The organism is Aminobacter sp. MDW-2, from assembly GCF_014250155.1.
GTDB classification, from domain to species: domain Bacteria; phylum Pseudomonadota; class Alphaproteobacteria; order Rhizobiales; family Rhizobiaceae; genus Aminobacter; species Aminobacter ciceronei.
The window spans coordinates 4541969-4557339 of record NZ_CP060197.1 but is presented as its reverse complement, the minus strand read 5'-3'; the positions used below and the strand labels follow the sequence as shown (position 1 = coordinate 4557339).

Below are 15371 nucleotides of genomic sequence, written 5' to 3'. Positions count from 1 at the left end.
GTGCGTGCCTCGATCGAGGTCGCCGACATCTTCCGTGCAGCGGGGCCTGCTTACAGGGCCGCCCATGCAGGTCACCTGAGCCTCACCCAGCTCAAGGTCATGTCAGCAATCGAGAACTGCCGCACGGCGGCGCTCGGCGGTCACGTCGAGGCCTGCGAGGACTGCGGCCAGTGGCGGATCGCCTACAACTCATGCCGCAACCGTCACTGTCCGAAGTGCCAAGGCGCGGCGGCGCGGACATGGCTTGCCGAGCGCGAGGCCGACCTGTTGCCCGTCGGCTACTTCCACGTCGTGTTCACGTTGCCGGCCGAGATCGCCGATATCGCCTTCCACAACAAGGCGCTCGTCTACGACCTGCTGTTCAAGGCGGCATCGGAGACCATGCTGACGATCGCCACCGATCCGAAGCACCTCGGAGCTAAGATCGGCATCACCGCCGTGCTCCACACGTGGGGCTCGGCGATGACGCACCATCCGCACGTGCACATGATCGTGCCGGGCGGCGGCATTACGCCAGACGGAGGCCGGTGGATATCGTCGCGCGCGGCCTTCCTTCTCCCGGTGCGCATACTCGGCACGCTGTTCCGACGGCTGTTCCTCACCCGGCTGGTCGCCCTGCATGAGGCCGCGCGGCTCGCCTTCTTCGGGTCGATCGCACACCTCGCCGACCGACGAGCATTCCTGCGGCACCTGTCGCCGGTCCGGAAGAAGCCTTGGGTGGTCTACGCCAAGGCGCCCTTCGCCGGGCCGGAGGCGGTGCTCGCCTATCTCTCCCGCTACACCCACCGGGTCGCGATCTCGAACCGCCGGCTGATCGCCTTCGACGAGGCCAACGTCGCCTTCCGCTACAAGGATTACCGTCGCGCCGAATCTGATCGCCAGCAGGTGATGATACTTGCGGCCGACGAGTTCATCCGCCGCTTCCTGCTCCATGTCCTCCCGCGCGGCTTCCACCGCATCCGGCACTACGGTCTGCTCGCCGGCTCCGCCCGCAAGGCCAGCCTCGCGTTGGCACGCGAACTCCTGGATGTCGCCGCGCCGCCCGACCCCGTTGATCCTGACGAACCTGAGGACTTCCGCCCGCCATGCCCCTGCTGCGGCGGACGCATGATCGTCATCGAGGTGTTTGAGCGATGGAAGCAGCCACGCGGGCCGCCGCACGCCACTGCGACGAACCAGCAGGGTTGGCCATGACCCGGCATGGCATTGGTCCATCAGCCGCAGCCGCTGCGCCTCCGGCAACGGACACGCGCGCGCCCACGGCAAACGCTGACACCGACATGCGTCCACCCGGACCAGTTCCGGGCCGCCAATACCGCGCGATGGAGCAACCAAGCGGCCTGTCCGCATCCACCTCGGCGCTTCCCTTCGGCGGCCGCGCCAACGCCGACATCGGCCGCAGATCGAAATTCCCATAGCCGTCGACTGTGGCCCGCGGGTTCCTTCCTCGGGGACTTTCGTACGCCTGCTGGCGCCCGAAACTCTTCACGATTCCAGACAGACAGCTCTCAGGCACCGACGGCGGGATAGCTGCCGTTTGTCGGGAACGATCAGCGCGGCCGCTACCGATCCGTTGCAGACGATCTGCGAACAGCATAGGCTTTTGCGGCATTGCCGATTTAGATGGCGTCATCGACATTCATGCGCCAGTCCACGGTATCCCCAACTGGCAACAACAATTTCGGCAGCAAGTTTTGTCCAGTTCCGATTCTGTAGACGCCCATCGACGGTTCCAGTAACTGTTTCCCCGGCTTGGGGATATTTGAATGAATCTTTTTATCGACACGACTGATGTGGATGTGGCGACGTTCTTTGCAAAATTGTCGGAGCCGGGAGCGTGAAGATGCTGCTGGAGTGGCCGTTCCCATGAGTCAGCTCACGAGCCTGTGGAATTACCTGAATGCCAGCCCGAACGTGGGCACGGCGATTGTCGGCGTAGCGGCATCATTTGCTGGTGCTTGGGGAGCACAAGTGGCGATTTTTCGCCGGGATCAAAGACGAGAAGTAATAGCGACATTGAGAGCTGTGAACGAGGCGCAAGCCCTGTGTTTTGCCATCTGTAACAGCTTCATGTCTCTAAAAAGTCAGCATTTAGTTGCGATGTTGGCGCGGTTCCGCGAGATCGAAAAAAGGTTCGAATCCTTCCTCAAAGAGAAGCGGGAAGCAGAAGAGAATGGAAAGCCCGAGATATTCGCGTTTCAGGCCGATTTGCAGACGTTGCCGCTCTCAAAGGTACCAATAGATCGCTTGGAAAGAGTCGTCTTTGAAAAGCTCGCCCTCGACACGCGTACACTGGCCTTGGCGATAGAACTCAACAAGGGAATTGATGCAGTCAATACCTCTACGGCGGCCAGAAACGAACAGCTGACGAGCTGGTATGAAGGGCCTCCGATGAGCCACGATAAAATGCTGATCCGCTATCTTGGCATCAAGTTCGAGAATGGAGCCGACGAGAAGTACAAGCAAACGCTCGTCGCCATCGAAAGCTATTGCAACGATTGTATCTTTTTTTCCAAGCTCCTTTCTGAGGCTCTGACTGAGCATGGAAATGGGGTTCGCAGGAAATATCGACATCACATTTTTTGGCGGTTACCCAAAGTGTCGGAAGCTGACTATTCATCCGAAAAAGCGCGGAAACTAATTCCCGACGCCAAGGATTATGAGCAATGGCTGAGTGGGTTTCAGAGCCATCCAACAATAAGGGGACGGATCAAAGGTTTCTTGAGCCGCAAAAAGAATCCTGCCATTCTCTCCGGAAATCCTAAAGCGTAGCGCGACACAACTAGTCCTCGCCTCGAACGTGTTTGACTCGAGGAGGCTTCGACCGTCTTCACACCGCAGGTTTCCGCAAAATGGTCCGCCGCCGGCGATTAATGGAAGTATCCGCTGGATGGAAGTGAACGAATTCCTGAAGCTTAGGACCGCCTTCATCCGACGGCACTACGAGACCGCCACTGGACCGTTCCGGGAGGTCATCCGCAAAATCGAGGCCGAGGAGGACCCATACGAGCCGCCATACAGCGAGGACGCCGAGCCGGCATTTCTTGAGGAATGGATGGAAGCGAAAACATCTCTCGAGGTTGTCGGGGCGACCTGCGTCTCGATGCTATCAGAGGCGTTGAAGCTGTATTTTAAGACGTGGGAAAGGGAACTGGACATCGAGTGCCAGATCGCATTGAAGACGGAGTTCAAGAAGGGCTTCGTCAATGGCTACAAGTCCTGCTTCGGTCACCTGCTGAAGACGGACTGGAGCGACTGCCCGGCAGACTGGGATGTCATCGAACAGATCGCACTTGCCCGCAATGACGCGCAGCATGCTAAGCAAATCCATGACATTGGTTTGGAGCACAGCCCGACTATCCGGGAGAAATACCCGATGCCGTTCTTTCTGAGCGACGTCGAGAAGCGAATGATCGAAATGGACCAGACGCTCGATCCCCATTGGTTCGGCCTCTCGCTCGTGGTGACTGCGGAGACACTCGACGAGGCGACCCGACAGGTCGAAACCTTGGCCGCCTGGATGGAGAAGCCGCTCTTCGACGTGAAGTACGGGCGGCGCTGAACTCACCACTACCGGGACGTGTGGGATAAGGGGCGAGCTTCTTCTTCTCGTTTTCGGGAAGCGGAGTGTCCTCGTTCAAATGCTTGTTGGCCATTCCAATCGGAATACGTAGCGCCTCCATGATCTGTTTCTGAGTCTGACGATCTCCCAAAACGAAGCGCCAACATGCGTCCACCTAGGGGAAAACTCGAGGTACGCTGCGTCATATGCGATGGGCTACCCCATGAAGCAGGGCACCTGCCCCAATGACGAGTGCGACAGCGGTCTTCTTAGTGCTCACGAAGATAGCAATGGCAAGAGCATGGAATGCGGCTGGAGCCAAGATGACTGGGATCGCCAGGTATCGAGGGAATCCCAACATGCAGATTCACTCGTGCTCGAAGCCATCACCAAGGGGTCAAGAACACCGACGGGGCCCAGTACGACTAGTCGATGATTCCTAGACCTAGCAGCGTGAAGGAGGTCGCCACCATAAGGACCATCCATAGAGCCAACCCAAATAACCCAGCGTAAACGCTCGACAAGATTGCGATGATCACGCCCGATCCCTCCGAGCGCCTAAAGCGCCACTCGCGGATTGGGAAAACAAATGGTGCGACGATGGCGGTACCCAAGCTACGCACGCCTAGCATCAGGTAGTCGGGCCAGTCGTGCCAATTTCGGCGCAGCCATTGCAGGCCGTTCCAGGCACCGTAGAGCAAAATTCCGACGATTCCCGTCGCCACCAATCCCTTCCAGGCGGTGCCCAGCCAAGAACCCATTGCCTCATCCATTGGACGCTCGAGGCCTGAAAGCCAAAGCCAACCGATGTAAGCTGCCATTGGGAAGAGGACGGCCATCAACGAAAAGCCGAAGGTCACCAGAGCAGCCTCCTTCGCGCCTTTCGAGTCTCGATAGGCGGTGACGACCTCGCTGATGATCCATATGACCAACGATAACAAAGCCCAAATGATCGCAATCGCCACCCCGATGAAGAATAGGCCCTGGATGCCACTGACCATGGCATCCTTGCCGAACAGTAGCGCGCCTGCGATGACCGCGAGCAGCAGGTTTGTCAGTCCCCGGCCTTCCATGGATTACCCCTCTCAATCCGGGTAAGTATCGCACAAATGCTCTCAACGCGGGAGGTGCGAGATCAAGTTGCAACCGCGTAACGGGGGCAGACCCGGAAGAGTAAGGATGACTTTGGTGGGGGCTCCGAGGCATAAGGCTGAGTGCACTGGTGACCGCCGTAGGCACCTGGATCTTACCAGCTTCCACCAGCAGAAGGCCGACGACATCGCACTTCTGCTCCTTGGCAGCGATGCCGTCGGCCAGGTCGCCAGCATCGGTTATGCCGATGGCGCCTTCATCTCGGGCGATGAACTGGCCTTCGATCGCGACGTGCTGACTGTCGATTTCTTCAAGGGCGTGACGCTCGGCCGTGACCTTAAATGGCAGCCGGTCGAAAACGCGATCGGGTCGCCGGTCGCGGGCTTGTCCGGCAGTGGCAGGCCTTCGTCTCGGCCATCCGCACCACCCCGCCCGTGTCAGCCGAATGCACGTCGTCGCCTGCATCGAAGCCACCTTCACGGCTTCGCGGGAACGCCGGGAATTGGCGGTGAGGTAGGGCAGGGCGCTGGCGGAATGTCTGGAGGCGACTTGGGGCAGGGAGCTGACGGGCGGCTTTGCTGTCAGAACATCGACGGCTGACGATCCTTTTCCGGCATCAAGAACCTCCTCTTACAGGCAGGCCAATTTCCAGCGCTACGACACTCCCTTACCTTAATCAGCAGCCGGAACCACGCGAATTCCGCCGTCTCACGTTTGGGCCGCAAATGTTCATCGAGTGGCTTCACTGCGAGCTTGAGCGGCATTTGTCCTGCCATGCCGCCGATGTCCCGCGTCTCAGAAGCAGGTCATCTTCACATATTTGAAAAATAATCTCGAAATATGTTGACTACAATCCACGCTGATGGCGTATATTTATCATCGGCATGACATGGTAGGGCAATTTTCATGAGTGTGGATGAGAGAAAGCACACGAAATTCCGAGAATTGGCAGAGAAGCGGACCAACAAGGCGCTGGAGGCCGTGCGCCTCATTGGCAACCTCTCAAATCGCCAGACCTACGTTTATGAGGAAGCGGAAGTCCGAAAGATCGTGAAGGCGCTGCGGGACGCGGTGTCGGAGGTCGAAGCGCGATTCAGTACGTCGACAGGCCGAGGGGGCGGCGAATTTAAACTTTAAGGCGGGGGCCATTGTGAGTCACATCAAGCAGATTACTCCGATCACAATCCGCGACATTGACTTCACTGTCTCGCGTCAAATCGAGCAGTGCCCGAAGACGATGATGTTGCGGGAGCTGGTGATGAACGCTGTAGAGGCCGCTGCGAAAGCGCCTGCCAATCGGCGTATCGTGGAGATCAAGGGCAAATTCGTTGCAGAGTGTGGTGAAACCCGAAAACTGGCAATTTGGAACACAGGCCCAGGCTTGAGTAGCACCGAGCTTGACCACATCTGCGACCTTGCCGCTTCGCTCGGGAAAGACATGGCGTTGGAGGGGAACTTCGGCATGGGCGCGAAGGTCGCTTCGCTCCCGTCGAACACCCTTGGGATGCGCTACCGCTCCTGTCGTGACGGTGTGGTCAGTCAAGTGATCCTCGGGAAGCGCGAAGGTATCTACGGAAAGATATGGATTCCGGTCGAGGACTCCTTCGAGGAGGTCGTCGACGTTACCGAGCAGGTCCAGGGCGAGGGAGAGTACCAGCTAGAGGAGGACTGGACGGAGGTTATCCTATTCGGCAACCGTCCGGATCAGGACACTGTTGCTGACCCCTACGACGGCGATCCGAAGCAGGATCGGCAGTGGATTACGACATACCTATACCATCGGTTTTACAGTCTTCCGGCCGGCGTAGAGGTGTATTTGCACGAGGGCACTCATCCGCGCGACGGTCGGCGGCAATTCAAGCCGATTCCGGAGCGTGCTGATGCGTTCGGCCGCGTCGAAGCAGTTGACGTCGGCGAGGGTGTCCATCTTCACTATATCTATGACCCTGCATATCAGGACGGCGGTCACAACAAATCGATATCGGGCTCACTGACATCCTCAGTGAGTACCGCCGCCATCGTATTCCGGGGCGAGATGTACGACGTGCGGAAGGGCCGGAAATGGGCCGCCGATGCCCCAGCTTTCGGCATCCCATTCGGCGCCCGCCATATTTCCATCCACGTCGAACTGCCTGACAACTTCCGTGTTCGGCATGAGCCGTATCGCCGCTTCGTACAACTCGTTGGCAGTGACCAGCGCCAAGTCATGGTCGAGGACTTTGCCGAGCTTGTATTCCGCAATCGGCCGGAATGGCTCGTTGAGATAATCAACTCGCTTGCGCCAAAATCGTCTGCCTCGACCGATGATCTTCGAAAGGAGTTGCAAGACCTGCTGAACGAGCTGCGGGTCAAAACCAAGAGTCCACGCGAGACTGAAGATGGCCTACATCTTGTCGGTGAGGGCGGCGCAAGGGGCGCTCGACCAGAGCACAAGGAAGGCTCGGCTGGTGATAGTAGCAATACACCAATCAGCCCGACCGACCTTATTTTCAATCCCGCTGGGGCGAAGCGAGCCAATATCTCTAAGAATTTGGAGCAGGCCCCCGAGATCATACCGTTGAGGGACGAAGACGAGGTTGCCGAAAAGGGAATCACTGGTAAGGCCGCCCGCTATGTTCGGGAAACGAACCAACTGTTTGTGAATCTCACTTACTCGGCCGTCAGTGCGGCACAGGATCACCTTGCGCTGCGCTACGCGACCTATGAAGACCCCGAGATCGTTCGCGAGTTGGCGCGGCAGTGGTCGGAACGGCTGGTGATGGGCCGCGTGGGCTACGCTGTTGTCTATGCCCAGGCGAAGCAGCTCATCCGAGAATGGACTTCTGACGATGTGAAGAAGGCGCTGGAGCCTGAAAGCTTGAGCTTGGCAGCAGACGGCTGGCGAGACGCGGTTAGTACCGCATATCGGAGCGTCAGCCGCCGTTTGGGCGCTGCGAAGGCTCAAGAGGACTCTGGCGACGAGATAGAAGATGCATTGGCATAACGCAATCCGCAAAGCCGAAACAGTCAACGGCGAAAGATGATGACAAGCACCGAAAGAGTTCGTGGCCTAGGCGGACGCTTATGACGCAGACTGAATGCAGGGAAACACGCGATGCATATTGTCTGCCTGAAAATCTCCGGCTTCCGGGAAGTGCAATCGGCGGACATTGCGCTGGGCCGCCAAAACCCGTTTAACGGGCGAACTGGGGTAAGCACCTGCCGAGCGGGAAAGGCTTGACGTCACCATCCGGTCACATGCCGTTACGGTCTTCATTGCGCACCCAAGCCACGACGCCCCGCATAAAGTCCCAGACGTCACCTTTGCCTGGCTTAACGTAGCCGGTCTTGTCGGGATCGCTACCCATCTTTTCGAGGATCTCAACTGTCCAAGAGGTCTTGGTGATTGAAACACCAAGCTCAGGAAGCCAGTGCTCCAACTCACCTCTGCGAACGACAAACAGCCCATCTTTTTCGAGTGCATCGAAAAGCCGATCGGCAGCTTTTTGTCCCTCTTTGTCGAGTAAGGCGGCTCCACCATCTCGCTTCATGTTCTTGCCAGATGCATCGAATAGGTCCTTAACCGCCTTGCGCTCCGTCTCCAGGCCGCGCTTGCTCGGCTCAGGCACGTTTATCGCGTCAAGCTGCTTTGCCCATTCCTTGCCACCTTCCTTGACCACGTCAATGTCAACGATCCCGACCGTCGGGATACCAAACTTGCGAAGAGGCCCGACGATTTCAGGGACCGTCTGTTTGTTGTGGGCATTAAGAAAAAGGATCGACGGATAACTTTCCTCCGTCTCTTGGAGCCGCTGGTAGATCTCGCCGTAAAAAACACGGTCGTTATCAGATTCACAAACCACCACACCATCATGGAAAAGCGCGGAAGCGACGTTGGAGCTTCGCATTAATGGGTGCCGCAAGAAATCGCGTAGTTGCTCCGTGTTCACCAGCTTTCCGGTCGACCGGCCTTTTCGATAGCCCAGCCGCATTACTCGGACCTTGGAACTTGCCTGAATGCAGCCCATCAAGAAATCGGCACTGTGAGTTGCTGCTAGCAGTACCGAATCCTTCGATTTCGCAATTGCGGCGACGTTCGCACCCAGTTTTCGCGCCAGCGGGGGATGAAGGAAGGCCTCTGGCTCATCGAGCAGAATCGTATGGTAGTCACCCGAAAGGATGGCGACGAGGATGCCGATAAAGGCCTGCACTCCATCACTTTCGCCTGTCACATGGCTGGCGCCTCGAAAGTAACTAAGAGCCTTTGTCGACAGTGATCGTTCGTCTTCTGGGGGGGTATCCGACAGCTTCAAGGAGAAGCGGCCCAGGTTTGAGGGATCGATGACGAGATATCTGCCAAATGCGTCGTAGATCAAATTTTGGAGCGCTTTTCGAACGACATCGTCTTGAAACAGGAACTGAAGAGCATTCTGCGGCTCACCGGTCAGGTCCCCGCCCGGTCGGTCTCCCGACAACTCAAAGCGGGTGCGCCCATCAAGTCGCAGCAGTCCCCAGCGAAGAAAATAGGACGCGGCAAATGCCCAGCTGGCAGGGTCAGTTGCGGCCCTAAGCGCAACCGCTTCTAGCTGTCTCCGGCTATGTTCCGTGGCAATTGGATCTCCATGCGGGCGCCTACTCCAAAGGCGGACCTGATCCGGTTGATGCACATTGCGACTACCGAATGTGTCAAGCCAACTGTCCAGTTTTGCGGGACTTGGCCAATCACCTTCCATACTCTCGATCGTCTTGACCTTCACTCGACCTCCCCCGAACTGAGCGAACGCCAGCGTTTCAATCTCCCTAAGTATGAGGCTCTTTCCGGAATTGTTTGGGCCAACAAAAATCGTCACACCCTCGGTGGGCAATGTAATCGACGCGTTGTCCGTGAACTTAAGCGTAATGGATTTGAGCATAGGGAAAATCTAACGAACATTCTTTCTCTAGCAAAGGCTATTCGCGCTCTGGATGACCCCAGGACCATCGCATGACAGCCTTGCATTTGTCCGGCTCTCTGACCCTTCACGCCCGCCTGCGCGGGCATGGCGTGACGGCGATGGCGCGGCCAATCTGGCTCGATACTTCGTCACGCAGATCAGCACGTTTCCCCCATGCTACCGACGTCTCCGGTTCCGTAGGTATTTGCGCGGCGATCGACATGCCGGCCGATGCAACCGGCGCGCCGGAATGGGTGCATCTGCTGCCTGCCGGCGACATTAGCAAGGGCAAAGATTGCCCTTACGTCTGAACTGAATCGGCGTAGCCGTCCGCATCTCCCGCGCGCCAGCCACCCCGCTCCCCCCCGCCGCCATCGAGCGGCTGCACCGGTGCCCCTGGAAAAATCTTCGGCAAATTGCCGGAGATGATCTTGTCGCCTTCCTTGATGCCTGACGTAGGCGGGGCGCCGTCGGTGGGGCCGACGGCGACGAGGCGCTGTTCGACGCGTGCCGACGGCATTACTGGCTGGAGCCGAGTGTGGTCTGCGGCACCATTAGGGCGTTGGGCAGTTCCCTGATGTGCAGGCGGATGAGGACATATTGGACTGGCAGCAGCGACAGCGGCCTGGCTTTGGCATGGCAGCGGATCGCCGCCATCATGGCTAGCAAGACATGGCCATGCCGGGACTGAACATCCAGCCTATCGCTTCACTTTGCGAAGATGGGCCTGGAGACCGCGCTCGCCGGACGCAATGCCCTCATGCCGAACCTCGCTCGGCGTCACGCCAAACTGCTCGCGGAAAGCCCGCAGGAACTGATTGCTGCTGGAGAAACCCAATCTGTGGGCGATGCTGGTGATCGAACCGGTCTTGCCTTGGTGCGACAGGAGCTGGCGGTAGGCGGCATTCAGCCGCCTGTCGCGGATGACGGCCCGCACCCCGCCGTCCCCGGCGAACATCCGGCAGAGATGGGCGCGCGACACCCGGAACTGCTGCATGAGAAGTGCCAGATCGAGGTCCGGGCGGTGCAGGTTCGCATCGATGAATTGCAGGACACCGCCTTTGCGGCCCAGGCTCAACAACCACCGGCGCTTGGCGACATCATTGTTTCTGCGGCGCCCGGCCGCGGCAGGCCTGAATGGGCTGGACACGTCCAGCCCTGGGGTCCTTGTGCACCCGCCTTAGAGCAATTCCAGGAAAAGTGTGCAGCGGTTTTCCCTAGGAATTGCGTAAAAACAACAAGATAGAGAGATTTCGCGATTCGAAGAAAAGCGGAAACGCTCTAGCTTGCCCATACGGCCGACACGCGGCTCAAACCCATCCGCACCATCTCCCGCGCGCGTCCGGCACCCCGCTCACCCCCCGCTGCCATCGAGCGGCTGCACCGGCGCGCCGGGGAATATCTTCTGCAAATTGCCGGAGATGATCTTGTCGCCTTCCTTGATGCCTGACGTCAGCGTCACCAGCTCGCCGTCGGTGGGGCCCAGGGCGACGACGCGCTGTTCGACGAGATTGTCCTTGCCGACGATGTAGACATATTTGCCGAACTGGCTGGAGCCCAGCGCCGTCTGCGGCACCATCAGCGCGTTGGGCAATTCCCTGATATGCAGGCGGATGCGGACATATTGGCCCGGCAGCAGCGAGAAATCGCTGTTCTCGATCGTCGCGCGGGCGACGATGGTGCCGGTGTTGCGCTCCACCGCATTGTCGATGAAGGTCAGCTTGCCCAAACGCGGCTTGCCGTCGCTGCCGGGGATGATGACCTCGGTCTCGACAGTGCCATTGGCAAAGGCCTTCTGGATCTCGGCCAGCTCGGTCTCGCCGGGGTTGAAGGTGATGTAGATCGGCGAGAGCTGGACGAGATTGTTCAGCGGCGTGCCGGCGGCACTTGTAACCAAAGTGCCTTCGGGGGCCTGGTTGCGGCCGAGGCGACCGGCGAAGGGGGCACGGATCTCGGTGTTCTTCAGATTGATCTCGGCGGTCCGCATGGCCGAACGTGAAATGGCAAGCGCAGCTTCCGCCTGTCGCACGGCGCTGCGGCGCTGGTCGAAGCCGTCCTTGGCCAGATAGCCGTTGTCGGCGAGCTTGTTGCCGCGGGTGAGGCTCGACTTGAGGTATTCGAGCGACGCCTGGTCACGCTCGATCTGCGCCTTGGCCTGGTCGAGGGCTGCCTGATAATCGGTGGCCTCGATCCGGTAGAGCAGGTCGCCTTCCTTGACGTCGGCGCCGTCGGATACCGGCTGTGCCTGCAGATAACCCGACGCCTTGGCGCGCAAAGTGACGTTGCGGATGGCTTCGGTGCGCGCGGCATATTCGAGATAGATCGGAATGGTCTTCTTGACGACGCCGACAACCGGCACCGGCATGGCCTGGGGCACTTGTGCCGAAGGGGCTGCACCGGCAGTGGTGCTGCCGACGCCCCAGCCCTGTTGAGCAAGCAGGTAGCCGCCCGCCACAGCCAGAGCGAGAAGGCTGGCGTTGAGGCCAAGTTTGAAAATGCGCATCTGGATACTCCTGATTATTCGGCCGGCTCGACCGCCTGGGGATGCTGCGAGCGGCGGGCGAAACGTTCACGCCAGGTTTCGAGGACGACGTAGAAGATCGGCACGAAGGCAAGCGTCAGCACGGTGGCGATCAGCATGCCGCCGAAGACGGTGGTGCCGATCGACTGCCGGCTTGCCGCGCCGGCGCCCGACGCCAGCATCAGCGGCACGACACCGAGGATGAAGGCGAAGGCCGTCATCAGGATCGGGCGCAGCCTGAGGCGCGCGGCTTCGACGGCGGCGGCGACGATCTCGACACCTTCCTCGCGCCGGCGCTTGGCAAACTCGACGATCAGGATCGCATTCTTGGCGGCGAGGCCGATCAGCATGACGAAACCGATCTGCGAATAGACGTCGATCTGCAGGCCGCGCAGCCAGATCGCCAGCAGCGCGCCGAGCAGGGCGAGCGGCACGGCGAGCAGCACGACGAAAGGCATCGACCAGCTTTCATACTGCATGGCCAGGACCAGGAAGCAGAAGACGATGGCGAGGCCAAAGACGAGGTTGGCGATCGAGCCGGCGCGGATCTCCTGATAGGTGATGCCGGTCCATTCGAAGGCGAAGTCGCGGGGCAGGGCGGTTGCCGCGACACGCTCCATGGCGGCGACCGCCTGGCTCGAGCTGTAGCCTTCGGCGGCCGCACCGTTGACCAGCGCCGAGGGATAATTGTTGTAGTGGGTGACCGTTTCCGGTCCCGAAACCGCCTTCAGCGCGCCCAGCGTGCTGAGCGGCACCATGTCGCCGGAATGGCTGCGGACATAGAGCCGGGAAATGTCGGTGGCTGAGGCGCGCGCCTGCTGTTCGGCCTGCAGCGTGACGCGGAAGGTGCGGCCGAACAGGTTGAAATCGTTGACATAAAGCGAGCCGAGATAGATCTGCAGCGTCGAGAAGATGTCGGGCAGGTCGAGGCCGAGCAGCTTCGCCTTGTTGCGGTCGAGGTCGTAGGAATATTGCGGCGTCGAGGTGCTGAAGGTGGTGAACAGCGTGAACGGGTTCAGCTCCGGCTGCTTGCGCGCTTCGGCAAGCAGCGCCTGCGTCGCCTCGTCGAGGGCGACCGCGCCGCGGCCGGTCAGGTCCTCGACCTGGAACTCGAAGCCGCCGGTCGCACCCAGACCCTGGATGGAGGGCGGGTCGAAGGCGAGCACCAGCGCTTCCGGAATCTGGATCAGCTTGCCCTGGGCGATGTTCTTGAGCTCGGTCGCACTTTCGCCGGGGCCGCGCTCGTCCCACGGCTTGAGCACGGCGAACTGGACGCCGGCATTGGACTGGTTGGCGAAGGTGAGGAAGGAGAAGCCGACGACGGAGCCGACGGATTCGACGCCGGGCAGGGCGCGCAGGACCTCCTCCGACTTCTTGGCGACGGCCGCCGTGCGTTCCACCGAGGCGCCGTCGGGCAATTGCAGGACGACGAAGAAGTAGCCCTGGTCTTCGACCGGCAGGAAGGTCGAGGGAATGCGCTGGGACAAGGCGTAGGTGGCGGTGAGCGCCAGCGCGAACAGGCCGATGAACGCCCAGCGCCAGCGGACGAAGCTGCGGATGCTGCCGGCATAGGCGTCGGACAGCCAGCGGAAGCCTGAATTGAACCAGCGGAACAGGATGAATTTGGGCGGGCCGCGATGGCGCAGGAACACGGCACTCAAGGCCGGGCTCAGCGTCAGCGAGTTGAAGGCCGAGATGGCGAACGAGATCGCCACCGTCAGCGCGAACTGGTTGTAGAGCTGGCCGGCGACGCCGGGGATGAAAGCGACGGGCACGAAGACGGCGAGCAGCACGCCTGTGGTCGCGATGATCGGGCCGGTGACCTCCTTCATCGCGATCTTTGCCGCCTCCAGCGGCGGATGGCCGTCTTCGAGCTGGCGTTCGACGTTTTCGACGACGACGATGGCGTCGTCGACGACCAGGCCGATGGCCAGTACCATGCCGAGCAGCGACAGCATGTTGAGCGAGAAGCCTAAGAGATACATCACCGTCAGGGTGGCGATCAGCGACACCGGAATGGCGATGATCGGGATGATGGTGGCGCGCCAGCTCTGCAGGAAGATGAAGACGACAAAGACGACGAGCAGCAGCGCTTCGACCAGCGTCTTGATCACGTCGTCCATGGCGGCGGAGACGAAGCGGGTGGTGTCGTAGAACATGTTGTAGGACATGCCCGAGGGGAAACGCTTGGACAGCTCGTCCATCTTGGCCTTGACGCTGCCCTGCAGGTCGAGCGCGTTGGAGCCCGGGGCCTGGAGCACGGCGAGCACGACGCTGTCCTCGCCGTCGAGGCTGAAGGACGAGGAGTAGGACAAAGCGCCAAGTTCGATGCGCGCGACGTCGCGCAGATGGATCGCGGCGTGGGTCTCGGGATCGACGCGCAGGATGATCTCGCCGAACTGCTGGGGGTCGCTCAGGCGGCCGACGGCACTGACCTGCATCTCGAAGGGCGTGCCCGATGGCGCCGGCGACTGGCCGATCTTGCCGGCCGCGACCTGGATGTTCTGCTCCTGGATGACGTTCTGGACGTCGACGGCGGTGACGCCGAGGCTCGCCATCTTGTCGGGGTCGAGCCAGACGCGCATCGAATAACGGCGCTCGCCGAAGAACTGGACGTCGCCGACGCCGGGCAGCCTTTTGATCGGGTCGAGGATCTGCAGATAGGCGTAGTTCGACAAGGTGGTGAAATCGACCGACTTGTCAGGCGAGCTGAGATTGACCAGCACGTTGAAGTTCGGGTTCTGCTTGATGACGGTGACGCCGGTCTGGTTGACCAGAGCGGGCAGGGAGGGGGCCGCCTGCGAGACGCGGTTCTGCACGTCCATGGCGGCGATGTCGACGTCATAACCGACCTGGAACGAGATGGTGATGCGGGCCGAGCCGTCATTCGAGCTCGTCGACGACATGTAGAGCATGCCCGGCACGCCGTTCAGCTGCTGCTCCAGCGGCGTCGTCACCGTGTCGGCCACGACCTGGGCGCTGGCGCCGGGATAGTTGGCGGCAACCACGATCTGGGGCGGGGTGATGTCGGGAAACTGCGAGACGGGCAGAAGGAAGTAGGAGATGGCGCCTGCCAGCACCATGATGATGGCGATCGCCGAAGCGAAGATCGGCCGCAGGATGAAGAAATTGACCATGATGGTTCTCTCCGAGGCGGCTCGTGATGGTCGATGGCTGCCCTGGGAGATGGCAACGAAAAACCGTTGCAGCACACGGAACCGTGCGCTGCTCCTGAACAACCCGATATTGACTTCAGACGATGGATGTTACTATCTAGTAACAG

13 protein-coding genes and 1 pseudogene are annotated in these 15371 nt (G+C 60.1%); 7 read left to right on the top strand and 7 right to left on the bottom strand.

Annotated features, from left to right (window positions below):
- The gene (locus tag H5P29_RS22475) at window positions 1-1194 is read left to right on the top strand and encodes an IS91 family transposase (protein ID WP_185910167.1); all 1194 of its coding nucleotides are present in this window, start codon (window positions 1-3) and stop codon (window positions 1192-1194) included.
- Window positions 1195-1619: 425 nt separating this feature from the next.
- Here the strand turns inward: H5P29_RS22475 and H5P29_RS22470 are convergent, their stop codons facing one another.
- Window positions 1620-1868 (bottom strand): hypothetical protein, encoded by a 249-nt coding sequence (locus H5P29_RS22470; RefSeq protein WP_154387358.1) that lies wholly within the window; start codon window positions 1866-1868, stop codon window positions 1620-1622.
- Here H5P29_RS22470 and H5P29_RS22465 point away from each other — a divergent pair.
- The gene (locus H5P29_RS22465) at window positions 1867-2772 is read left to right on the top strand and encodes a hypothetical protein (RefSeq protein WP_154387357.1); all 906 of its coding nucleotides are present in this window, start codon (window positions 1867-1869) and stop codon (window positions 2770-2772) included. The genes H5P29_RS22470 and H5P29_RS22465 overlap by 2 nt on opposite strands.
- A 118-nt stretch (window positions 2773-2890) precedes the next feature.
- The gene (locus H5P29_RS22460; protein ID WP_154387356.1) at window positions 2891-3562 is read left to right on the top strand and encodes a hypothetical protein; all 672 of its coding nucleotides are present in this window, start codon (window positions 2891-2893) and stop codon (window positions 3560-3562) included.
- Window positions 3563-3987: 425 nt separating this feature from the next.
- On the opposite strand, the gene H5P29_RS22455 is transcribed toward H5P29_RS22460, so the two are convergent.
- On the bottom strand, window positions 3988-4635 hold the full coding sequence (locus H5P29_RS22455; protein WP_154387355.1) for a hypothetical protein: 648 nt from the start codon (window positions 4633-4635) through the stop codon (window positions 3988-3990).
- Window positions 4636-4807: 172 nt separating this feature from the next.
- On the opposite strand from H5P29_RS22455, the pseudogene H5P29_RS22450 reads away from it, so the two are divergent.
- The 3 genes and pseudogenes from H5P29_RS22450 to H5P29_RS22440 all read left to right on the top strand — a co-directional run.
- Window positions 4808-5171, top strand: a pseudogene (locus tag H5P29_RS22450) (gfo/Idh/MocA family oxidoreductase); the annotation flags it as partial.
- 389 nt (window positions 5172-5560) lie between these two features.
- Complete coding sequence (locus tag H5P29_RS22445; protein ID WP_154387354.1) at window positions 5561-5791, top strand: hypothetical protein; 231 nt, start codon at window positions 5561-5563, stop codon at window positions 5789-5791.
- 13 nt (window positions 5792-5804) lie between these two features.
- Window positions 5805-7637, top strand: a complete 1833-nt coding sequence (locus H5P29_RS22440) for a hypothetical protein (RefSeq protein WP_154387353.1) — start codon at window positions 5805-5807, stop codon at window positions 7635-7637.
- Window positions 7638-7887: 250 nt separating this feature from the next.
- On the opposite strand, the gene H5P29_RS22435 is transcribed toward H5P29_RS22440, so the two are convergent.
- Window positions 7888-9546 (bottom strand): ATP-dependent endonuclease, encoded by a 1659-nt coding sequence (locus H5P29_RS22435; protein ID WP_154387352.1) that lies wholly within the window; start codon window positions 9544-9546, stop codon window positions 7888-7890.
- A 71-nt stretch (window positions 9547-9617) separates the two neighbouring features.
- Here H5P29_RS22435 and H5P29_RS22430 point away from each other — a divergent pair, with 71 nt between their 5' ends.
- On the top strand, window positions 9618-9878 hold the full coding sequence (locus tag H5P29_RS22430; protein WP_154387351.1) for a hypothetical protein: 261 nt from the start codon (window positions 9618-9620) through the stop codon (window positions 9876-9878).
- Here the strand turns inward: H5P29_RS22430 and H5P29_RS22425 are convergent.
- The 4 genes from H5P29_RS22425 to H5P29_RS22410 form a co-directional block, all read right to left on the bottom strand.
- Entirely contained in the window at window positions 9869-10087 is a 219-nt protein-coding gene (locus tag H5P29_RS22425) for a hypothetical protein (protein WP_154387350.1), read from the bottom strand. The genes H5P29_RS22430 and H5P29_RS22425 overlap by 10 nt on opposite strands.
- 180 nt (window positions 10088-10267) lie before the next feature.
- The gene (locus H5P29_RS22420) at window positions 10268-10717 is read right to left on the bottom strand and encodes a helix-turn-helix transcriptional regulator (protein ID WP_154387349.1); all 450 of its coding nucleotides are present in this window, start codon (window positions 10715-10717) and stop codon (window positions 10268-10270) included.
- A 204-nt stretch (window positions 10718-10921) separates the two neighbouring features.
- Entirely contained in the window at window positions 10922-12070 is a 1149-nt protein-coding gene (locus H5P29_RS22415) for an efflux RND transporter periplasmic adaptor subunit (RefSeq protein ID WP_154387348.1), read from the bottom strand.
- A 14-nt stretch (window positions 12071-12084) separates the two neighbouring features.
- A complete protein-coding gene (locus H5P29_RS22410) occupies window positions 12085-15225 on the bottom strand; it encodes an efflux RND transporter permease subunit (protein WP_154387347.1) in 3141 nt (1046 codons plus the stop codon).
- Window positions 15226-15371 lie beyond the last annotated feature (146 nt).

Excerpts from the sequence above, each read along its gene's own strand:
- H5P29_RS22465 (WP_154387357.1), top strand. The coding sequence starts at position 1,867 with ATGAGTCAGCTCACGAGCCTGTGGAATTACCTGAATGCCAGCCCGAAC.
- H5P29_RS22470 (WP_154387358.1), bottom strand. The coding sequence starts at position 1,868 with ATGGGAACGGCCACTCCAGCAGCATCTTCACGCTCCCGGCTCCGACAA.
- H5P29_RS22460 (WP_154387356.1), top strand. The coding sequence starts at position 2,891 with ATGGAAGTGAACGAATTCCTGAAGCTTAGGACCGCCTTCATCCGACGG.
- H5P29_RS22455 (WP_154387355.1), bottom strand. The coding sequence starts at position 4,635 with ATGGAAGGCCGGGGACTGACAAACCTGCTGCTCGCGGTCATCGCAGGC.
- H5P29_RS22445 (WP_154387354.1), top strand. The coding sequence starts at position 5,561 with ATGAGTGTGGATGAGAGAAAGCACACGAAATTCCGAGAATTGGCAGAG.
- H5P29_RS22435 (WP_154387352.1), bottom strand. The coding sequence starts at position 9,546 with ATGCTCAAATCCATTACGCTTAAGTTCACGGACAACGCGTCGATTACA.
- H5P29_RS22430 (WP_154387351.1), top strand. The coding sequence starts at position 9,618 with ATGACAGCCTTGCATTTGTCCGGCTCTCTGACCCTTCACGCCCGCCTG.
- H5P29_RS22425 (WP_154387350.1), bottom strand. The coding sequence starts at position 10,087 with ATGCCGTCGGCACGCGTCGAACAGCGCCTCGTCGCCGTCGGCCCCACC.
- H5P29_RS22415 (WP_154387348.1), bottom strand. The coding sequence starts at position 12,070 with ATGCGCATTTTCAAACTTGGCCTCAACGCCAGCCTTCTCGCTCTGGCT.
- H5P29_RS22410 (WP_154387347.1), bottom strand. The coding sequence starts at position 15,225 with ATGGTCAATTTCTTCATCCTGCGGCCGATCTTCGCTTCGGCGATCGCC.